23 protein-coding genes are annotated in these 18217 nt (G+C 72.1%); 15 read left to right on the top strand and 8 right to left on the bottom strand.

What is annotated here, in order from left to right; genetic code table 11:
- Window positions 1-158 (bottom strand): DUF397 domain-containing protein (locus tag ACZ6R9_RS02270; RefSeq protein ID WP_465536786.1); only part of this gene is annotated, 158 nt, incomplete at its 3' end.
- On the bottom strand, window positions 145-981 hold the full coding sequence (locus ACZ6R9_RS02265; RefSeq protein WP_465535929.1) for a helix-turn-helix domain-containing protein: 837 nt from the start codon (window positions 979-981) through the stop codon (window positions 145-147). The genes ACZ6R9_RS02265 and ACZ6R9_RS02270, both read right to left, overlap by 14 nt.
- 417 nt (window positions 982-1398) lie before the next feature.
- Between ACZ6R9_RS02265 and ACZ6R9_RS02260 the strand changes: the two genes are divergently transcribed.
- From ACZ6R9_RS02260 to ACZ6R9_RS02235, 6 genes are all read left to right on the top strand, one after another.
- Window positions 1399-1677 carry a hypothetical protein gene (locus ACZ6R9_RS02260; protein ID WP_465535927.1) on the top strand — a complete coding sequence of 93 codons (279 nt, stop codon included), beginning with the start codon at window positions 1399-1401 and terminating at the stop codon, window positions 1675-1677.
- Window positions 1674-1982: a hypothetical protein gene (locus ACZ6R9_RS02255; protein ID WP_465535925.1), complete on the top strand. Its 309-nt coding sequence runs from the start codon at window positions 1674-1676 to the stop codon at window positions 1980-1982. The genes ACZ6R9_RS02260 and ACZ6R9_RS02255 overlap by 4 nt, the downstream gene beginning before the upstream one ends.
- A gap of 58 nt (window positions 1983-2040) precedes the next feature.
- Complete coding sequence (locus ACZ6R9_RS02250; RefSeq protein WP_465535923.1) at window positions 2041-2799, top strand: hypothetical protein; 759 nt, start codon at window positions 2041-2043, stop codon at window positions 2797-2799.
- Between the two features lie 43 nt (window positions 2800-2842).
- On the top strand, window positions 2843-3217 hold the full coding sequence (locus ACZ6R9_RS02245) for a helix-turn-helix domain-containing protein (protein ID WP_380484170.1): 375 nt from the start codon (window positions 2843-2845) through the stop codon (window positions 3215-3217).
- A gap of 39 nt (window positions 3218-3256) precedes the next feature.
- A complete protein-coding gene (locus ACZ6R9_RS02240) occupies window positions 3257-3781 on the top strand; it encodes a hypothetical protein (RefSeq protein ID WP_465535921.1) in 525 nt (174 codons plus the stop codon).
- A gap of 106 nt (window positions 3782-3887) precedes the next feature.
- Window positions 3888-4214: a DUF2516 family protein gene (locus tag ACZ6R9_RS02235; protein ID WP_380484480.1), complete on the top strand. Its 327-nt coding sequence runs from the start codon at window positions 3888-3890 to the stop codon at window positions 4212-4214.
- A gap of 79 nt (window positions 4215-4293) precedes the next feature.
- Here ACZ6R9_RS02235 and ACZ6R9_RS02230 read toward each other — a convergent pair whose 3' ends face one another.
- Window positions 4294-5730: a PP2C family protein-serine/threonine phosphatase gene (locus ACZ6R9_RS02230; RefSeq protein ID WP_465535919.1), complete on the bottom strand. Its 1437-nt coding sequence runs from the start codon at window positions 5728-5730 to the stop codon at window positions 4294-4296.
- Window positions 5731-5947: 217 nt separating this feature from the next.
- Here ACZ6R9_RS02230 and ACZ6R9_RS02225 point away from each other — a divergent pair, with 217 nt between their 5' ends.
- A complete protein-coding gene (locus ACZ6R9_RS02225) occupies window positions 5948-6475 on the top strand; it encodes an O-acetyl-ADP-ribose deacetylase (RefSeq protein ID WP_380484176.1) in 528 nt (175 codons plus the stop codon).
- A 180-nt stretch (window positions 6476-6655) separates the two neighbouring features.
- Here the strand turns inward: ACZ6R9_RS02225 and ACZ6R9_RS02220 are convergent, their stop codons facing one another.
- Complete coding sequence (locus ACZ6R9_RS02220) at window positions 6656-7465, bottom strand: methyltransferase domain-containing protein (protein WP_465536784.1); 810 nt, start codon at window positions 7463-7465, stop codon at window positions 6656-6658.
- Between the two features lie 264 nt (window positions 7466-7729).
- Between ACZ6R9_RS02220 and mshA the strand changes: the two genes are divergently transcribed.
- The 3 genes from mshA to ACZ6R9_RS02205 all read left to right on the top strand — a co-directional run bounded on the left by mshA (window position 7730) and on the right by ACZ6R9_RS02205 (window position 10157).
- Entirely contained in the window at window positions 7730-9055 is a 1326-nt protein-coding gene (mshA, locus tag ACZ6R9_RS02215) for a D-inositol-3-phosphate glycosyltransferase (protein WP_465535917.1), read from the top strand.
- A 74-nt stretch (window positions 9056-9129) separates the two neighbouring features.
- Window positions 9130-9645, top strand: coding sequence for a type III secretion system chaperone family protein (locus ACZ6R9_RS02210; protein ID WP_465535915.1), 516 nt, complete (start codon window positions 9130-9132; stop codon window positions 9643-9645).
- A 32-nt stretch (window positions 9646-9677) separates the two neighbouring features.
- Window positions 9678-10157: an SLATT domain-containing protein gene (locus ACZ6R9_RS02205; RefSeq protein WP_465535913.1), complete on the top strand. Its 480-nt coding sequence runs from the start codon at window positions 9678-9680 to the stop codon at window positions 10155-10157.
- An 18-nt stretch (window positions 10158-10175) separates the two neighbouring features.
- Here the strand turns inward: ACZ6R9_RS02205 and ACZ6R9_RS02200 are convergent, their stop codons facing one another.
- Window positions 10176-11438 carry an MDR family MFS transporter gene (locus ACZ6R9_RS02200; protein ID WP_465535911.1) on the bottom strand — a complete coding sequence of 421 codons (1263 nt, stop codon included), beginning with the start codon at window positions 11436-11438 and terminating at the stop codon, window positions 10176-10178.
- Window positions 11439-11547: 109 nt separating this feature from the next.
- Between ACZ6R9_RS02200 and ACZ6R9_RS02195 the strand changes: the two genes are divergently transcribed.
- Together ACZ6R9_RS02195 and ACZ6R9_RS02190 are read left to right on the top strand one after the other, a co-directional pair.
- A complete protein-coding gene (locus tag ACZ6R9_RS02195) occupies window positions 11548-12309 on the top strand; it encodes a phosphoglyceromutase (RefSeq protein WP_380484186.1) in 762 nt (253 codons plus the stop codon).
- Between the two features lie 268 nt (window positions 12310-12577).
- Window positions 12578-13165, top strand: a complete 588-nt coding sequence (locus ACZ6R9_RS02190) for a lytic polysaccharide monooxygenase auxiliary activity family 9 protein (RefSeq protein ID WP_380484188.1) — start codon at window positions 12578-12580, stop codon at window positions 13163-13165.
- A 64-nt stretch (window positions 13166-13229) separates the two neighbouring features.
- On the opposite strand, the gene ACZ6R9_RS02185 is transcribed toward ACZ6R9_RS02190, so the two are convergent.
- A complete protein-coding gene (locus tag ACZ6R9_RS02185; protein ID WP_380484190.1) occupies window positions 13230-13412 on the bottom strand; it encodes a hypothetical protein in 183 nt (60 codons plus the stop codon).
- Between the two features lie 170 nt (window positions 13413-13582).
- Window positions 13583-14257, bottom strand: a complete 675-nt coding sequence (gene phoU, locus ACZ6R9_RS02180; protein ID WP_380484192.1) for a phosphate signaling complex protein PhoU — start codon at window positions 14255-14257, stop codon at window positions 13583-13585.
- A gap of 290 nt (window positions 14258-14547) precedes the next feature.
- Between phoU and ACZ6R9_RS02175 the strand changes: the two genes are divergently transcribed.
- Both ACZ6R9_RS02175 and phoP read left to right on the top strand, forming a co-directional pair.
- Entirely contained in the window at window positions 14548-15807 is a 1260-nt protein-coding gene (locus ACZ6R9_RS02175; RefSeq protein WP_380484194.1) for a sensor histidine kinase, read from the top strand.
- Complete coding sequence (gene phoP / locus ACZ6R9_RS02170; RefSeq protein WP_380363657.1) at window positions 15804-16496, top strand: two-component system response regulator PhoP; 693 nt, start codon at window positions 15804-15806, stop codon at window positions 16494-16496. Before ACZ6R9_RS02175 ends, phoP begins: the two co-directional genes overlap by 4 nt.
- A gap of 67 nt (window positions 16497-16563) precedes the next feature.
- Here the strand turns inward: phoP and ACZ6R9_RS02165 are convergent, their stop codons facing one another.
- Window positions 16564-17220: a DUF461 domain-containing protein gene (locus ACZ6R9_RS02165; RefSeq protein ID WP_380484196.1), complete on the bottom strand. Its 657-nt coding sequence runs from the start codon at window positions 17218-17220 to the stop codon at window positions 16564-16566.
- Between the two features lie 374 nt (window positions 17221-17594).
- Here ACZ6R9_RS02165 and ACZ6R9_RS02160 point away from each other — a divergent pair, with 374 nt between their 5' ends.
- The gene (locus tag ACZ6R9_RS02160; RefSeq protein ID WP_014136563.1) at window positions 17595-18077 is read left to right on the top strand and encodes a CarD family transcriptional regulator; all 483 of its coding nucleotides are present in this window, start codon (window positions 17595-17597) and stop codon (window positions 18075-18077) included.
- Window positions 18078-18217 lie beyond the last annotated feature (140 nt).

Here is an 18217-nt window from a genome sequence, read left to right as displayed (position 1 = left end):
CCCGGGGCGAAGTGGAGTTGGGGGCCGTGGGGGTCTTTGGAGTCGCGGACGGTGCCGGGTCGGGCGTCGTTGACCTCGATGCAGTCCCCGTCGTTGCCGCCGCTGTAGGACGACTTCCGCCACCGCTCGGGCCGGCCTTGCTGGTCAGTCCTGGCCATTCGCGTACTCCTCCGCTGCCGACTCGATCAGGGTCAGGGACGCCTCCGGAGAAAGCGCGGCGGCCCTCACGAGATCGAAGGATAGCGCGCACTTGGAAGTCGCGGACGGGTCGTCAATTAGTGTGCCTACATGGGGCCCTTCGATGTATGCCACGGGAGGGGCGTCGGCGAAGGTCATGAGGAGCAGAGTCCCTTCGAGGAGCGCATGGGCGCCCGCCGAGAACGGCAGAACCTGCACGATGATGCGGTTCTCCCGGATCAGGCCGGAAATGAAGGAGAGCTGCTCGGCCATCACGGCCGCGCCACCGACCGGTCGGCGGATCGTGGTTTCGTCCATGACCACCCACAACAGCGGGCTGGTTGGACCGTCCAAGATCTGCGCCCGGTCCATTCGCAGGCTGACGCGCTCGGAGATGTCCGATGCTGAGCGCAGGGGCTGAGCCGAGCGGAAGATGGTTCGCGCATACTCCGGTGTCTGAAGTAGCCCGGGCACGATGGCCGATGCGTAGGTGCTGATCGTCTTCGCCAACGGCTCAAGTTCGAGGGCTGCCGTGAAGTATTCGGCGAAGCGCGAACGACTGGCCAGCCGGTACAGGCGGGTGAAGTGTCCGTCCGTCCCGAGCGCGGCATCGAGCCGCTCCGACAGGTCTTCTTGCGGTCGGCGGATGGCCGACTCGATCTGGCCGATGTACGCGCCGGAGAAGAACAGCATCTCGCCCAGCGCCTCCTGGCTGAGGCCCCGGGCCTCGCGAAGGCGGCGGACCTCCGCGCCGTAGAACGCTCTGGGCGATTCGGACGGGTCGAGCGGCTTGGGGCTGGCCATGCGTCAGTTCCTCTGGCGTGCAAGGTGGTTGTTGGGCTCCGAGATCTGTTCAGCGTACGGCCGGGTGCCGAGTCTTAATGGCAGAACGCAGCCAAGCAGGAACGGAGAGTGCGCCGATGAACGTCTGCGTCGGGACCGGCGGGGGTGGCGGCAGGTGAGCAACCCGTTCTTCCGGCTCAGTGGTGACGAGCCGACGGAACTCCGCCCGAAGGGCTGGAAGTTGGGCAGGTGCTGGGTCTGCCGCCGCGACGGTGTGGTTTCCCCGGCGCTGAGCTTCGACCAGGGGGTCGGCGAGGGGCCCGTGTCGCTGCCGATCTGCCCGGACTGCGTGGGCCGCGCGGCCCGTCACGTGCACCGTGCGTGCTTGCGGGCGAACCTCGTGCGAACCGACACCGAGGGCCCGAAGCCGGATGACTCATGACCCACGACATGGCCGATCGCGACCTGGCTGCGCGGGCTCGGCAGCTGGCCCACGCGCTTCGGGAGCTGACGGGCGGGCAGGCGGCGATCACCCCGTCCCGGAGGGGTGGACTGCGCGTGACGCTCCGGGTGACGGCGCAGCTTGACCAAGCCCTCGCCGAGGCAGTGGCCCGGGTGCTCGCCCGGGGTGATCGGTTCGGGCACAGCAGGAGTCGGCGGTGGGAGCGGTTGTGGGCGGAGATCGACCCGCTGCCGGAGAGGGGAGTGGCGCAATGAGTCTGATCGAGTTCTATCCTGCCGGATTTCTCGGCCTGGACTGGAAGGCGGCGAGCGAGGACGTCGAAGGCGTTCTGCTCGCCGAGACGGGCGACGGCGTCGCCATCGCCCGGGCGACCGACCCGCGCAAGGTGCTGGTCCTCGACCCGGACGAGTGGGACGACCTGCTGCGCGCGGCCAAGTCCGGCCGGTTCGACGGCTTCCTGGGTGGCGGAGTGCTCTGCAAGTCCCCCCGGAGTCACCGCACGGGCTGCCCGCCGGAAGGCGAGGGGCGCGCGGCACTGCGCCCCAAGCCCGAGCTGTGACGCCCGCACACCTGCACGGCCTTGTCCTGCCCGGGCGAGGGTCCGCTTCAATGCCTGGGTGGTGAACTGGGCGGAAATGTATGACTGTTGCTTCGAGACCGATCGCGTCCCCGAGCTTCTGGAGCGCGTGGAGCGCGTGGAGCGCGAGAATGGCGACGCCGATGCGTGGAAGGAGCTGGGGTATCGGCTGGTCCTCGAACACGACTTGGTGTCGCCCGCCGGCTTCGCAGCGCTGCCACGTCTCGTGGGCCTCGCGTCCAGCAGCGACTCGGCGCGCTGTCTGGCCGGCGAGATCCTCGAACGCGCGGCCGGACACCACGGCTGCGACGATCTGTTCGCGTCCTGCGCGGATGCGGTCCTGGAGTTCCGGCTGCTGCTGGACCGGCACCTTCGGTCGCGACCGGCCGACTACCTCGTGGCCTTCCGTGCGCTGCTCGCCGCCGAGGAGCAGTACCACTGGGCGGCCGTCCTGGGCGACTTCACGGATGACTTCTACTGCGTGGACTGCCCCCACTGTGCTGTGGAGGTGGTGATCGCGATCGGCGACCACGGGCGTTACTCGGCGATCCGGGACTGGCACCTGGGAGATGTGAACAGGCGCGACCTGCGCCCGGCGTCCCCCGAGGATCTTTCGGGCGTCGGTCGCCGGATGCACGGCCTCGCTGCCCGCGACGGGGAGGACGTGATCGCTGCGGGGATCGTCCACCTGTTCGGCGATGCGGAGTGTCCGAGCTGCGCCTGCGTGTTCGACGTCGCGGACGAGTACACCTGCGCCAACCGCCCGACCGCTCCCGACCCGGCCGCATGCGGCCGCTAGCGATGTGCTTGCAATAGCAAGCGTTGGGGTGCAGACTGCCCGTATGGCATCACTGAACGTGGGCTCGCTCGGCGAGTACATCCGGGAGCAGCGGCGGAACGCGCAGTACTCACTGCGGCAGCTGGCCGAGGTCGCCGGGGTGTCCAACCCGTATCTGAGCCAGATCGAGCGCGGGCTGCGCAAGCCCAGCGCGGAGATCCTTCAGCAGATCGCCAAGGCGTTGCGGATCTCGGCGGAGACGCTGTACGTACAGGCCGGGATTCTGGAGGAGCGGGACGAGCAGGGGCCGGGGCTGCGGGCCGCGATCCTCGCCGACCCGCAGATCAACGAGCGGCAGAAGCAGGCCCTGCTGGCGGTGTACGAGGCCTTCCTGAAGGAGAACCAGGCCGCCGCCGCTCACCCGACCGACCCCGCGTGACCCGACCGCACGGGCGCACCCCGACCTGAAGGATTCGACATGCCGATCAGCGACGAACTCAAGAAGACCCTCACCGACCCCACCCCGCTGTACGCCCTGGCCGGCGCCGGCGACCTGGCCTACGAGAAGCTGCGTGAAGTCCCCGGCCAGCTGGAGGCGCTCGCCGCCGACCGCAAGGGCACCCAGGACAAGGCCGCCGCCGCCCTGCAGGACGCCGGCAGCAAGCTGGTCGAGGCGCAGGCGAAGGTCACCGGCGCGGTCACCGCGCTGCCCACCGACGTGAAGGAACTCCAGGCCAAGGCCCAGGAGTTCGCGATGCAGCAGGTCGGCCGGGCGCTGGAGTTCGCGGTCAAGGCCAAGGAGGTCTACGACGAGCTCGCGGTCCGCGGCCGCACCGTGGTGGACGCCGCGAGCACCCGCCAGCAGGGCACCGGCCCGGTCGTCGAGGCCGAGGTCGAGGAGCTCGTGCTGACCGAGGTCGTGGTGGACGAGCCCGCCGCCGAGTCCAAGCCCGCCGCGAGTAAGCCCGCCCGCGCCCGCAAGGTCCCCGCCGACTCCCAGTGACGAGCGGCCGGCGGCAAACTGCGGGGAACGGCACATCGCCGAAGGCCGTTGATCCGGGCAGTGTCCGTGCCAGGATGAGAGCGAGAGTGAGGAGCACCAGGTGCAGATCTTGTACATCGATCTCCTGAACCCCTTCTGGTGGCTGGCCACGGCGATCATCGGCTACAAGGTGTTCGCGTTCGCGGACGCGGCGATCCGCCGTGACGACGCGTACCGTGCCGCCGACAAGAAGACCAAGGGGTTCTGGCTGGTCGTGCTCGGCCTGGCCCTCGGCGCCGACCTGCTGTTCGGCGCCAACCCGCTCACCGGCCTGCTCACGCTGGCCGGCCTGGTCGCGGCGATCGTCTACGTGGTGGACGTCCGCCCCGCGATCAAGCTGCTCACCGACGGCCGCGGTCGCGGCCGCAACCCCGGGCCCTACGGCCCCTGGTGAGTCACCGGGCACAGGACTGAAGCAACAGGAAGGGGCGGCCCCGTACGGGGCCGCCCCTTCCTGCATGTCCGGCAGGCCGTCAGCCCATGATCACCGGGACGGGGTTGCGCTCCAGCAGCAGCACCGCGACATCGTCGGTCAGCGCCCCGCCGTTCAGCTCCTCGACCTCGGCGATCGCCGAGTCCACCAGCCGGCCCCGGGTCAGCCCGGCGGCCTGGTGGTCGGCGATCAGCTCGATCAGGCCCTCCTGACCCAGCCGCGGCGAACCCGCCCCGACCTTCCCCTCGACCAGCCCGTCGGTGTACAGCAGCAGCCGCCAGCCCGGGCCGAGCTCCAGCCGCAGCGCCGGCCAGACGGACTGGGTGGCGTCGCACGGCAGCAGGCCCAGCGCGGGGCCGGCCTGCTCGGACGGCAGCAGCACGGGGGCGGCGTCCGGCCCGAGCAGCAGCGGCGCGGGGTGCCCGGCCAGGAACAGCTCCGCGGACTCCGGCGCACCCTCCGCGCCGGGCCCGTCCAGCACCACCATGCAGAGCGTCGCGAAGATCTCGTCGCTGCGCCGCTCGTGCTCCAGCACGTGCTGCAGGGTGGTCAGCAGGTGCTGGCCGCTGAGCCCGGCGAACACCAGGGTCCGCCACGCTATCCGCAGCGCCACGCCGAGCGCGGCCTCGTCCGGGCCGTGGCCGCAGACGTCGCCGATCACCACGTGCACCCGGCCGTCCTTGGTGCGGACGGCGTCGTAGAAGTCGCCGCCGAGCAGGGCGCGGCGGCGGCCCGGCCGGTAGCGGCGGGTGAAAGCCAGGCCGGCGCCGTCCAGCAGCGGGGTGGGCAGCAGGTGGCGCTGGAGGCGGGCGTTCTCCTGGCCGCGGATCTCCGCCTCCACCAGGCGGCGCTGCGACTCGTCGGCGCGCTTGCGTTCCACCGCGTAGCGCAGCGCGCGGGCCAGCAACGGTCCGGCGGTGTCCTGCCGGACCAGGAAGTCCTGGGCGCCGGCGGCCACCGCGGCCGCGCCGAGTTCGGCGCCCGCGGTGTCGGTGAGCACCACCACGGCGGTGTGCGGGGCGCGCTGCAGCAGTTCGCGCAGCCCGTCCAGGCCGTCGTTGCCGGACGGCAGTTCGGCGGGCGCGCCGAGGTCGAGCAGCACGCACTGGAACTCGGGGTGGCGCATGCCGCGCCGGCCGTTGCCGGGCGGCGGCAGCACGGACAGCGCCTCGCGGATGCCGTCCACCCGGTGCAGTTCGGCGTGTCCGCCGAGTTCCCCGGCCAGCGACTCGAACAGCCGGTGCTCCGGCCCGTCGCCCTCGATCACCAGCACCCGGAAGTTCGCGGCCGAGGCCCGGGCCGGCTCGGCGCCGCCCTGAACGCCGCCGCCCTGAAAGCCGCCGCGCGGATGCGGTATCGGCGCGGATCCGGTGGTTCGGTGACGGCGCTGCTGCGCGCCGCGCCGGCTCTGACTGCGCTCGGCGGCCCCGGCGTCATTGGTCGCGTCGGGTGCCCGCCCGTCTCCCGTAGCGGGCATCGGTCGGTCCTTCCTTTCCCCGACAGGCCAACGGCCGGTGTCCGTCCACGGTGCCCGTGTGGCACCGGGCATCGGGGAGCTTCCCGCGACCATAACGTGATCTCCGAGGATTTCTTCGCCTGAGCGGCGCCGATGTGGTTATTGCCACGCTTCCGGTGGCCTTGTTCCGTAGGGTTTCCGCCACTGCAGAACCGGAGTTGACGGGAGTTGAGCAGCGGTGACGCGGATCACGCTGGTGCAGGGTGACATCACGGATCAGCTGGTGGACGCGGTGGTGAACGCCGCCAACAGTTCACTGCTGGGCGGCGGCGGGGTGGACGGGGCGATCCACCGCAAGGGCGGGCCGGAGATCCTCGCCGAGTGCCGGAAGCTGCGCGCCTCGCACTACGGAAAGGGCCTGCCGACCGGCCGGGCGGTGGCGACCACGGCGGGCCGGCTCCCGGCGCGCTGGGTGGTGCACACGGTGGGGCCGGTCTTCCGGGCGGAGGACCGCGAGCAGCGCACCGAGCTGCTGGCCTCGTGCTATCGGGAATCCCTTCGGGTGGCGACGGAACTGGGGGCGCGGACGGTGGCCTTCCCGGCGATCTCCGCCGGGATCTTCGGCTGGCCGCCGGACGATGCCGCTCGGATCGCCCTGACGACCGTGGCCGAGCAGGAGCCCGACCTGGACGAGGTGCGTTTCGTGCTGTTCGGTGCCGAGATGTACGAGGTGTTCGCGCGAGTGCGGGACGAGCTGGCGGGGTAGTTCGAAGCAGGGGGCGCTGAGTGGCGCTCGGGGGGCGCGCGACGGCGCATTCGAGCGCTCCCATGGTGACCCGCCCTGCCGTCAACACGCCAGGGGTATTCGATAACTCGTTCGAGTGAACTGCTGAACTGATGCCCGGATCGGCCGCGCCGACCGGGTACGGCGCCCGAACAGGCCGGCTCAGCGCGGCGCCAGCGCCGCCCAGTCCACCGTCAGCTCGCCCTGCCGCCGCCGGGCCGGCACGTCCCGCAGCGGCCAGTCCGCGGCCAGCGCCGCGCACGCCGCCACCCAGCGCTGCCGCGCCCCGAACGCCCCCAGCGGCGCGGCCGCCGCCCACGCCCGGTCGAAGTCCCGCAGGAAGGAGTGCACCGGCCGCCCCGGCACGTTGTGGTGGATCAGCGCCTTCGGCAGCCGCTCCGCCAGGTCCGAGGGCCGCTCCAGACTCCCCAGCCGGGCCGCGAAGGTCACCGTCCGCGGCCCCTCCGGGCCCAGCGCCACCCACACGTGCCGCCGCCCGATCTCGTCGCAGGTGCCCTCCACCAGCAGCCCGTCCGGAGCCAGCCGCCCGCACAGCCGCGACCACACCTCGGCGACCTGGTCCTCGTCGTACTGCCGCAGCACGTTCGCCGCCCGGATCAGCTGGGCCCGCGCCCCGCCGGGCAGCGGCACCTCGAAGCCGCCGCGCCGGAACTCCAGCAGCGGCGGGTCGGCCATCGGCAGCGCCGCCGCCACCCGGGCCGGGTCGATCTCGATCCCCACCACCCGGACGTCCGCCCGCACCGCCCGCAGCCGCGCCGCCAGTTCCACCGCCGTCCACGGCGCCGCCCCGTACCCCAGGTCCACCGCGATCGGCGGCTGCACCGCCGCGCGCAGCGCCCGCCCCGTCGTGTACGCGATCCAGCGGTCCATCCGCCGCAGCCGGTTGGTGTTCGTCGTCCCCCGAGTGATCGTCCCCACCGGCCGGCTCGACCGGCCCCGGGACAACGGCATGTCGCTTGCGGCCATGGTCACCAAGCCTACGCAGCGCCCGCCGGGCTCCCGGACGCCCGGTCCGGGCCGCTTGTCCCCCACCGGGAAGGTCGCCGGGAAGGTCGCCGGGAATACGGGGACGCGACGATGCGGTTGGCATGCTTGACGTGACTACCGCCCGCAGCTCCCGGCCGCGGGCGGCGGTGCGTGAACAGACCGAAACCGGTGCGGACGCAGCAGCGCCGCCGACGCAGCGACGGGCAGTGCCCAGGGAGGCTTCCGCAGGTGACCCACCACCTCGTCCGCACGCCCCGCGGGGAGTCGCGGTCGGCCGCAGCCCTTCCGCACCCGCGCCGTCCCCGCCGGATCGCGATGCTGAGCGTCCACACCTCGCCGCTGCACCAGCCGGGCACCGGCGACGCCGGCGGGATGAACGTGTACATCGTCGAGCTGGCCAAGCGCCTCGCCGACCTGGACATCGAGGTCGAGGTGTTCACCCGGGCGATCAGCTCGGACGACGCGCCGACCGTGCAGCTCGCCCCCGGCGTGCTGGTGCGGCACGTCACGGCCGGCCCGTTCGAGGGCCTGCTCAAGGAGGACCTCCCCGCCCAGCTGTGCGCGTTCACCCACGGCGTGCTGCGCACCGAGGCCGGCCACCGCCCCGGGTACTACGACCTGGTGCACTCGCACTACTGGCTGTCCGGCCAGGTCGGCTGGCTGGCGGCCGAGCGCTGGGGCGTGCCGCTGGTGCACACCATGCACACCATGGCGAAGGTGAAGAACGCGGCGCTCGCCGCGGGCGACACCCCGGAGCCGGCCGCGCGGGTGATCGGCGAGACCCAGGTGGTCGGCGCGGCCGACCGGCTGATCGCCAACACCGCGGAGGAGGCCGCCGAGCTGGCCCACCACTACGCGGCGCGCCCCGAGCAGCTGGCCGTGGTGCACCCGGGGGTGAACCTGGAGGTGTTCCGGCCGGGCGACCGCGCGGCGGCCCGCCACCGGCTCGGCCTGCCGCAGGACGCCGCGGTGCTGCTGTTCGCCGGCCGGATACAGCCGCTGAAGGCGCCCGACGTGCTGCTCAAGGCGGTCGCCCGGCTGCTGGAGCGCCGCCCGGAGCTGCGCGAGCGGCTGGTGGTACCGGTGGTCGGCGGCCCGTCCGGCACCGGCCTGGCCCGCCCCGAGAGCCTGCACAAGCTGGCCGCCCAGCTCGGCATCAACGACGTGGTGCGGTTCCGCCCGCCGGTCGGCCAGCGGCAGCTCGCCGACTGGTACCGCGCGGCGACCGCCCTGGTGATGCCCTCGTACAGCGAGTCGTTCGGCCTGGTCGCGCTGGAGGCGCAGGCCTGCGGCACCCCCGTGGTGGCGGCCGCCGTCGGCGGCCTGCCGGTCGCGGTCCGCGACGGCCTGACGGGCACCCTGGTCCCCGGGCACGACCCGGACGCCTGGGCGCAGGCGCTGCTGCCGTACGTCACCGACCCGGCGCTCGCCCGCGCCCGCGGTGAGCAGGCCGCCCGGCACGCGGCGGCGTTCGGCTGGCTGACGGCGGCCGGCTCCACCGCCGACGTGTACGCGGACGCGATGGCCGCGGCCCGCCCGGCGCACCGCCTCTGACGGCAGCTCACCGCGGAGCGCACCGTGACGGGGGCGACACCCCACCGCGGCGGGCGGCCGGTTAGCGTGGGGGCATGGCCGCCAAGGACGACGCACTTCCCCTCCTCCGTGCCGCGCTCGACGAGGCCGGTGTGGCCTGGGAGCCGGCCGCCACCGACCCGTACACGCTGGTCGCCACGCTGCCCGGCACCCGCAAGCTGTCCACCGCCTGCGCGCTGCGGGTCGGCGACCACACCCTGTCGGTGAACGCCTTCGTGATCCGCCGCCCGGACGAGAACCACGAGGGCGTGTACCGCTGGCTGCTGGAGCGCAACACCCGGCTGTACGGGGTGGCGTACGCGATCGACCGGCTCGGCGACATCTACCTGGTGGGGCGGCTGCCGCTGGAGGCACTGACCGCCGAGGCGGTGGACCGGCTGCTGGGCACCGTGCTGGAGAACGCCGACGAGCCGTTCAACACCCTGCTGGAGCTGGGCTTCGCCACCGCGATCCGCCGCGAGTGGGAGTGGCGCACCAAGCGCGGCGAGTCCACCTGCAACCTCACCGCCTTCGCACATCTGGCGAGCGAGAACCCGCCCACCGGCAGCTGAGCCCGGTATCCTCCCGCCCGGGGAGGAAACCGATGGATGCTGAACATGCTGCCGCACAACGGAAGTTGGAGTGGCTGGGGGTAGAACTCGACAGGGAGCTGGTGGAGCGCCGCCGCCGCCGGGACTGGGACCGCCGGCGGGCGCTGAGCCTGCAACTGGCCACCGTCAGCCTGTCCGCGCTGGTCACCGTGCTGCTCGGCCTCAAGGTCGGCGAGCCGCTGGCGAGCCAGCTGGCCGACGTGGCGCTGATGTGCGGAGCGCTGGTGACGGTGCTGGCCGCCTGGGCGGCCTTCTTCGGCTACCGGACGCTGTGGATCCAGCGCTCCGACACGGTGCACCGGCTGACCTCGCTGCGCCGCCGCCTCGCCCTGATGAGGGCCGAGTACGGGGACGCCGCCCCCGAGCCGGTGCGGGTGACGCTGCTGGTGGACGAGTACCAGGTGATCCTGGAGGACGACCACGACTCGTGGGTGCGGCTGCGGCGGAACGGCAACGGCGAGGCGGTGACCTGACGGCCGGACAGGCCCTGGTCAGACCTCCGCGCCGACCGGCTCGACGGCGGGTGCCACCGCTTCGGCGGGCTGCGGCCGACGGCGGCCGATCGGCACGAACGCGAGCGCCGCCAGCGTCCCTGCGGCGGCGCACGCGCCCCACAGCGCCCGGCTGCCCGCGTACTGCAGCAGCAGGCCGCCCGCCGCCGGGCCGAGGAAGGACGCCAGCGACCAGGACAGCGAGTACACGCCCTGGTAGCGGCCGCGGGCCCGGGCCGGGGAGTGCTCGGCGACCAGCGCCATCATGGTCGGCGCGTTCACGATTTCGCCGATCGTCCAGATCGCCACCGTCAGCGCGTACAGCCCGGCGGACGAGCCGGCCACCGCCGTCAGACCGAAGCCCCAGCCGGTCAGCAGCGCGCTCGCCACCAGCAGCGCGGTGCGGTTGCGGCCCTCCATCAGCCTGGTCAGCGGCAGCTGGAGCAGCACGATCAGTACGCCGTTGAGGCTGACCAGCAGGCCGTACTGGGCGGTCGTGATGCCGTGCTGCTCCATGTCGACCGCCAGCGTGGTCGAGCCCTGCTGGTAGATCAGCGCCAGCAGCAGGTTCACCCCGACCACCATCATGAACGGGCCGTCCCGGAACACCGCGCCCAGGCCCACCGTCGGGCCCGACGGCTCCTCGGCCGCCTCCTGCTCGGCGTGCGACAGTGTCTCGGGGACCTTCGCGAACACCACCACCGCGCACAGCAGGGTGGTCAGCGCGTCCAGCAGGAACAGCGTCAGATAGCCGTAACTCGCGATCAGTCCGGCCACCGCGGCGGAGGCGCCGAAGCCGATGTTGATCGCCCAGTAGTTCAGCGAGTACGCCCGCGCCCGGTCGGCGGCCGGCACCAGGTCGGCGATCATCGCCGAGACCGCCGGGCGGGAGGCGTTGTTCGCCAGACCCACCAGGAACGCCACCACCGCGATCGCCACCTGGCCGTGCGTGAAGCCCAGCACCGCCGTGAACACCGCCGTGGACACCTGCGCCACCAGCAGCGTGGGCCGCCGCCCGAGCCGGTCGGTCAGCACCCCCGCACCGAGCGCCGCGATCGCCGAACCCAGCCCGAACAGGCCCGCCACCAGGCCCGCGTAGGACGGCGAATAGCCGCGGTCGGCCGTCAGGTAGATCGCCAGGAACGTCACCACGAAGCCGCCCAGCCGGTTCACCAGCGTGGACGTCCACAGCCACCAGAACTGCCGCGGCAACCCGCCCGCCGCCCTGCGCGCTTCGGACACCAGACGGGCGGAGAGGGGCATGCGGGCTCCCGGAGCGGCGAAAACGGTAAGTTGCAAACCTGTTGATGGCACATTACGGCTGGCATGGACGCCCCGGCCATCGAATTTCCCCCTCCACTAAGCTGGCCCCATGGCTGACACGACCTACCGCTTGATCCTGCTCCGCCACGGCGAGAGCCAGTGGAACCAGAAGAACCTGTTCACGGGATGGGTCGACGTCGACCTCAACGAGAAGGGCGAGAAGGAAGCGGCCCGTGGCGGCGAACTGCTGCTCGCCGAGGACCTGCTGCCGGACGTGCTGCACACCTCGCTGCTGCGCCGCGCCATCCGCACCTCGCAGATCGCCCTGGACAAGGCCGACCGCCACTGGATCCCGGTCCGCCGCAGCTGGCGCCTGAACGAGCGCCACTACGGCGCCCTGCAGGGCAAGGACAAGGCCCAGACCCTCGCCGAGTTCGGCGAGGAGCAGTTCCAGCTCTGGCGCCGCTCCTACGACACCCCGCCGCCGGCCCTCTCCGACGACTCCGAGTACTCGCAGGCCGAGGACGCGCGCTACGCGGAGATCCCCTCCGAGCTGCGCCCGCGCACCGAGTGCCTGCAGGACGTCGTCCGCCGCATGCTCCCCTACTGGTACGACGCCATCGTGCCGGACCTCGCCGCCGGCCGCACCGTCCTGGTCACCGCCCACGGCAACAGCCTGCGCGCCCTGGTCAAGCACCTCGACGGCATCTCCGACGAGGCCATCGCCGGCCTCAACATCCCCACCGGCATCCCGCTCGTCTACGAGCTCGACGCCGACTTCAAGCCGGTCACCCCCGGTGGCCGCTACCTCGACCCCGAGGCCGCCGCGGCCGCCATCGAGGCGGTCAAGAACCAGGGCAAGAAGAAGTAGGACTTCCTCTCCCGATCGGCCCCCTGCCCGGTGCGACGAAGCTCCGGCCCAGGGGGCTGTTCCGTGTCCGGGTTGCCGGGGCGTCAACCGGCGGGCGGGGCAGGGTGGTTCAGACCACCGAGAATGGTTCAGACCATTGACGGCGGTCGGTGGGGCTTCTAGCGTGGGGGCCAATGCCAGCGCGGGCATGCCCAGGCCGGCCGCACCCCCACGCGGCCCCGCGCGTGTCCGCGTTCATGTACTCCATCCACCCCCACGGAGGAGCACCATGCGCAAGCGCAACATCCTGGCGGTCGGCCTCACGGCCGCCGCGGCGATCCTGGCGACGGCGATCCCCGCCGGCTCGCACGGGTACATCACCACCCCGCCGAGCCGGGCCGGCCTGTGCGGGGCGGGCGTGGTGAAGAAGTGCGGCCAGATCCAGTGGGAGCCGCAGAGCGTCGAGGGCCCGAAGGGCTTCCCGGCGGCCGGCCCGGCCGACGGCACGCTGTGCGCGGGCGCGGACCCGCGCTGGGCGCCGCTGGACGACCCGCGGGCCGGCGCCTGGCCGACCACCAAGGTCACGGCCGGTCAGCAGCTGACCCTGACCTGGAGCATCGAGGCGCGGCACGCCACCACGTCGTTCCGGTACTTCCTCACCAAGCCGGGCTACGACGCCACCACGAAGATCACCCGGGCGAACCTCGACCCGACCCCGTTCCTGACCGTGCCGATGGGCGGCAAGCAGCCCCCGGCCACGCTCAGCCACACCGCTACGCTGCCCTCCGGCCGGACCGGCCACCAGGTGATCCTGGCGGTCTGGGACATCGCGGACACCGGCAACGCGTTCTACCAGTGCATGGACGTCACCTTCTGACGCACCGCACGAAGGCATGAGCGAGGGCCGGGCACCAGGTGGTGCCCGGCCCTCGGCCGTGCCGTCAGTGGCCGCCGCCGCAGCAGTCGCCGGTCGCGCCGCCGCACTGGCAGGGTGCGCCGGACTGGCAGCCGCAGCCGCAGCCCGGACCGCAGCCGCAGCCCGCGGCGAGGACCGGTAGCAGCTTCGCCGCGGCCGGGGCGAGCGGGCTCGGCGGGGGAGTGGTCGGGTTGCCGGTCGTCTTCATCGCGCTGAAGCCTCCTCGTCCGGGCGGAGCCGGGCAGCCCGGTGGACGCCCGTCCCTTCGAGTGAAACGCCGCCCCGGCGCGCCGTCAACGGGCGCGCGGAGGCGGGGAGTTCGCGCGGCGTGCGCCCCCAGGAGGGCGCGCTGCGGAAACGATTGCTCGGCGGAGTCCCTTACTCGGCCGAGTCCGCGGTGGCGATGAACTCGTCCACGTGCTCGCCGGTGACCAGGAACACCACGCGCTTGGCGACCGAGACCGCGTGGTCGGCGAAGCGCTCGTAGTAGCGGCCGACCAGGGTGACGTCCACCGCGGTCTCGATGCCGTGGTGCCAGCGGTCGTCCAGCAGGTGCGAGAACAGCTCGCGGTGCAGCGCGTCGATCGCGTCGTCGTCCGCCTCCAGCTCCAGCGCCTTGTCCACGTCCTTGGTGGCGATCACCAGGCCGGCCTTGGCCACCAGACGCTGGGCGAGCTGCCCCATCTCCAGCACGATCGGGTGCAGGTCGTTGGGAACGGCGGTCTCCGGGTAGCGCAGCCGGGCCACCTTGGCGACGTGCCGGGCCAGGTCGCCGCAGCGCTCCAGGTCGGCGCTCATCCGCAGCGAGGTGACCACGATCCGCAGGTCGGTGGCGACCGGCTGCTGGCGGGCCAGCAGGTCGATGGCCCGGTTCTCCAGGTCGTGGTGCAGGTTGTTGATCTTCTCGTCGGCGGCGATCACGCTCTCCGCCAGCTCCAGATCCGCGTCCAGCAGTGCGGTGGTGGCCCGTCCCATCGCCGAGCCGACCAGGCGGGCCATCTCGACCAGTCCGTCGCTGATCGAGTCGAGTTCCTCGTGGTACGCGTCGCGCATTGCGCTCTTCTCCTCCAGTACCGGTGTCGGTGGCGGTGCCGACCGGACGCCCCGCACCGGGCGGCCCGACGCGGGGCCGACCGAACGGACGGCCGCTGCTGGTGGCGCGAATGGTAGCCGCGTCACCGCCCACACGGGCTTGCACGGCCCAGACTGAGCCGTTCCGGCGACCCCCCGCGGCACCGGCGGTGAATCGGCAGCATCGTGAAGGTGAATTCTCGGCAACGCGCGGCCGATGCCTTGATCGCACCCTTACGGAGCCCGCCCGGCCACCATTTACGCTGGCAGACATGGACGTGAACGTGGCCGCCGCCGCTGCCTGCGCCATAGCCGGGCTCGGCGTCGGTCTCACCGCCTCCATCGCCTTCCGCTGGAGCGAGCGCGAACAGGGCCGGGGCAAGGGCAGCAGCAGCGGCAGGAACCCCGGGCCGGAACCCCTCCAGGAACCGGCCCTGCCGCCCGGCGTGGACACCGTGCTCTCGGTGCTGCGCTCCTGCGCGATCGTGCTCGGCGAGGGCGACGAGGTGGTCAAGGCCTCCTCCGCCGCCTATTCGATGGGCCTGGTGCGCGGCGGCCGGGTGGCCGTGGACCAGATGCTCTCGCTGGCCCGCTCCACCCGCCGGGACGGCGAGATCCGGCAGATCGAACTGGAACTCACCCGCCCCGGGGCCGCCGCCCGGGCCGCCGAACCGCTGGCGGTCTCGGTCCGGGTCGCCCCGCTGGGCTCCCGGCTGGTGCTGGTGCTGGTCGAGGACCGCACCGAGCGCCGCCGGATCGAGGCGATCCGCCGCGACTTCGTGGCCAACGTCTCGCACGAGCTGAAGACCCCGGTCGGCGCGCTCTCCCTGCTCTCCGAGGCCGTCGCGGACGCCTCCGACGACCCGGAGGCGGTGCAGCGCTTCGCCGGCCGGATGCAGGTCGAGGCCACCCGGCTGGCCAGCCTGGTCCAGGAGATCATCGACCTCTCCCGGGTCCAGGACGACCAGTTGAAGGTCGACCCGGAGCCGGTCGCGGTGGACGAACTGATCGCCGAGGCGATCGACCGCTGCCGGCAGACCGCCGCCGCCAAGCAGATCGTCATCGCCGCGGGCGGCACCACCGGCCTGTACCTGGTCGGCAACCGCGGCCAACTGGCCGCCGCACTCGGCAACCTGGTGGAGAACGCGGTGAACTACAGTCCGCCGCGCACCAGGGTGGCGATCGCCACCCGCCGGATCTCCAGCGCCGCGGCGCTGGGCGAGGCGGACGGCGAACTGATCGAGATCTCGGTGACCGACCAGGGCATCGGCATCTCGGAGAAGGACCGCGAGCGGATCTTCGAACGCTTCTACCGGGTGGACCCCGCCCGCTCCCGCCTCACCGGTGGCACCGGCCTCGGCCTGTCCATCGTCAAGCACGTCGCCGCCTCGCACCGCGGAACCGTGTCGGTGTGGAGCGTCGAGGGCCAGGGTTCCACCTTCACACTGCGGCTCCCCGCCGGGCAGGCCCCGGCCGAGGACCGCGCATCCTCAGCAGCACCCACACTTCCTGCCCCGGAGGCCCGATCGTGACCCGTGTACTGGTGGTCGAGGACGAGGAGTCGTTCAGCGACGCCCTGTCGTACATGCTCCGCAAGGAGGGCTTCGAGGTGGCGGTCGCCGCCACCGGGCCCGACGCGCTGGAGCAGTTCGAGCGCAACGGAGCCGACCTCGTCCTGCTCGACCTGATGCTGCCCGGCCTGCCCGGAACCGAGGTCTGCCGCCAGCTGCGGGTCCGCTCCAACGTCCCGGTGATCATGGTCACCGCCAAGGACAGCGAGATCGACAAGGTCGTCGGGCTGGAGATAGGAGCCGACGACTACGTCACCAAGCCCTACTCCACCCGCGAGCTGGTCGCCCGGATCCGCGCGGTGCTCCGCCGCCGCGGCGAGGACGCGAACGGCGACGGCGCCGCCGCCCCCGGCGCGCTGGAGGCCGGCCCGGTCCGGATGGACGTCGACCGGCACGTGGTGACGGTGGACGGCGCCAAGGTCGACCTGCCGCTGAAGGAGTTCGACCTGCTGGAGATGCTGCTGCGCAACGCCGGCCGGGTGCTCACCCGGATGCAGCTGATCGACCGGGTGTGGGGCGCGGACTACGTCGGCGACACCAAGACCCTGGACGTCCACGTCAAGCGCCTGCGGGCGAAGATCGAGCCCGACCCGGGCGCGCCGCGCTACCTGGTCACCGTGCGCGGCCTGGGCTACAAGTTCGAGCCGTAAACCGTCCTTGCGACAGACCGGCGAAGGGGCCCCGCATCGGCGGGGCCCCTTCGTGTGTTGCCCGGTGTCAGTGCGCGGAAGCCGACGGGCTGCCCGCCGGGGCGCTCGGCGAGCCGCTCGCACCGGCGCCGGCGGACGGCGAGGACGCCGCGCCCGGGGAGGCGCTGCCGCTCGGGGAGGCGGGAGCCGAGGACGACGAGGTCTTGGCCTGCGGGCCGAAGCCCTGGTAGTAGCCGACGGCCGGCTGCACGTTGGCGTTGGCGGAGACGTCGCCGGCGCTCTTGAAGCTGAAGGTGGTGTCGGTGTAGCCACCGACCGAGACCTTGGCGTTCGGCACCTGGGCCAGCGCGGCGCCGCCCTTGCCGCCCAGCAGCACCGACTCACCGGCGTGGATGACGATCTGCGAGACCTGCGCGCCGTTCTCGTCGGTCAGCGTGGCAGCGGTGCCGCCGACCTTGACCCCGGTCAGCACCACGTCGCCCTTGGGCGCGGGGTTGGCGATGTTCACGGTGACGGCGACCGGGCCCGTGTACTCGCCGGCCGAACCCTCGGGGGCGACCACGACGATGTTGTTGAGCTTGACCGCGTTGTCGATCGAGGTCGCCGCGTTGTCCGGCTTGATCTGCAGCGTGTCGGCGTCGTTGCCCGCCGCGCAGGCGGACAGCGGGACGATCGCGGCGAGGACGATTGCGGCGGCAGCGCCGCGTCGAAGGCTCCGGCTCACGGCGGCGACTTCTCCTTGGAGGGGACGATCCCACGGAAAAGGGATCACGGTCGGTGGTCGAGGGCCAGACTACCGACCACACATATCCGGGAATCACGGGGTGGCCCCGTGTCGCGGTCCGATCACGATCCGGGCCGCTCGGCGAGTCGGAGGCAAAAACTCAAGATCCAATCATGGTTTCGGGAGCGTGACCAGAGGTTTCGCTGCCCAGGTCAGACCGCCTCCGACCTGCGAGAAGCCCCTGTCGAACACCGGTCGCAGCATGCGACGGGGGTGGTTGTCAAGCCCTGGAACCCGCCCTGACCTGCGAAAACGCCCTTCGGGTCAGCCGAAAAGCGTGTTATTCTGGAAAGCCACGGAAGGGGTCCTGTCACATGACGTTCAAGGTTGGCGACACGGTGGTCTACCCCCATCACGGGGCTGCGCTGATCGAGGCCATCGAAACTCGCCAGATCAAGGGTGTGGACAAGACCTACCTGGTGCTGAAGGTGCAGCAGGGAGATCTGACTCTCCGCGTTCCGGCGGAGAACGCCGAGTTCGTCGGTGTCCGCGACGTGGTGGGCCAGGAAGGCCTGGACCGCGTCTTCGAGGTGCTTCGCGCGCCCTACACCGAAGAACCCACCAACTGGTCGCGCCGTTACAAGGCGAACCTGGAGAAGCTCGCGTCCGGCGACGTGATCAAGGTCGCCGAGGTGGTCCGCGACCTGTGGCGCCGCGAGCGTGAGCGCGGCCTGTCGGCCGGCGAGAAGCGCATGCTCGCCAAGGCCCGCCAGATCCTGGTGAGCGAGCTCGCGCTCGCCGAGAACACCAACGAGGACAAGGCCGAGACGCTGCTCGACGAGGTCCTCGCCTCCTGAGGCTGGACAGCGTCTGGCCCAACTCGGCTTGATGCAGCGCCCGATGGTGCCCGCAAGGGCGCCTCGGGCGCTTCGCCGTGCCCGGAACGTGCGGTGAACGTGCCTGGAAGGGGGAGGCACGGCGGAGCGGTGGCGGAAGG

The sequence above is a fragment of the Kitasatospora sp. NPDC048662 genome (assembly GCF_055587065.1).
Note: the sequence above shows the minus strand (reverse complement) of the source record. Positions and strands in the feature narration are given on the sequence as shown.

Excerpts from the sequence above, each read along its gene's own strand:
- ACZ6R9_RS02265 (WP_465535929.1), bottom strand. The coding sequence starts at position 981 with ATGGCCAGCCCCAAGCCGCTCGACCCGTCCGAATCGCCCAGAGCGTTC.
- ACZ6R9_RS02260 (WP_465535927.1), top strand. The coding sequence starts at position 1,399 with ATGACCCACGACATGGCCGATCGCGACCTGGCTGCGCGGGCTCGGCAG.
- ACZ6R9_RS02255 (WP_465535925.1), top strand. The coding sequence starts at position 1,674 with ATGAGTCTGATCGAGTTCTATCCTGCCGGATTTCTCGGCCTGGACTGG.
- ACZ6R9_RS02245 (WP_380484170.1), top strand. The coding sequence starts at position 2,843 with ATGGCATCACTGAACGTGGGCTCGCTCGGCGAGTACATCCGGGAGCAG.
- ACZ6R9_RS02240 (WP_465535921.1), top strand. The coding sequence starts at position 3,257 with ATGCCGATCAGCGACGAACTCAAGAAGACCCTCACCGACCCCACCCCG.
- ACZ6R9_RS02230 (WP_465535919.1), bottom strand. The coding sequence starts at position 5,730 with ATGCCCGCTACGGGAGACGGGCGGGCACCCGACGCGACCAATGACGCC.
- ACZ6R9_RS02220 (WP_465536784.1), bottom strand. The coding sequence starts at position 7,465 with ATGCCGTTGTCCCGGGGCCGGTCGAGCCGGCCGGTGGGGACGATCACT.
- ACZ6R9_RS02210 (WP_465535915.1), top strand. The coding sequence starts at position 9,130 with ATGGCCGCCAAGGACGACGCACTTCCCCTCCTCCGTGCCGCGCTCGAC.
- ACZ6R9_RS02205 (WP_465535913.1), top strand. The coding sequence starts at position 9,678 with ATGGATGCTGAACATGCTGCCGCACAACGGAAGTTGGAGTGGCTGGGG.
- ACZ6R9_RS02200 (WP_465535911.1), bottom strand. The coding sequence starts at position 11,438 with ATGCCCCTCTCCGCCCGTCTGGTGTCCGAAGCGCGCAGGGCGGCGGGC.
- ACZ6R9_RS02195 (WP_380484186.1), top strand. The coding sequence starts at position 11,548 with ATGGCTGACACGACCTACCGCTTGATCCTGCTCCGCCACGGCGAGAGC.
- ACZ6R9_RS02190 (WP_380484188.1), top strand. The coding sequence starts at position 12,578 with ATGCGCAAGCGCAACATCCTGGCGGTCGGCCTCACGGCCGCCGCGGCG.
- ACZ6R9_RS02185 (WP_380484190.1), bottom strand. The coding sequence starts at position 13,412 with ATGAAGACGACCGGCAACCCGACCACTCCCCCGCCGAGCCCGCTCGCC.
- phoU (WP_380484192.1), bottom strand. The coding sequence starts at position 14,257 with ATGCGCGACGCGTACCACGAGGAACTCGACTCGATCAGCGACGGACTG.
- ACZ6R9_RS02175 (WP_380484194.1), top strand. The coding sequence starts at position 14,548 with ATGGACGTGAACGTGGCCGCCGCCGCTGCCTGCGCCATAGCCGGGCTC.
- ACZ6R9_RS02160 (WP_014136563.1), top strand. The coding sequence starts at position 17,595 with ATGACGTTCAAGGTTGGCGACACGGTGGTCTACCCCCATCACGGGGCT.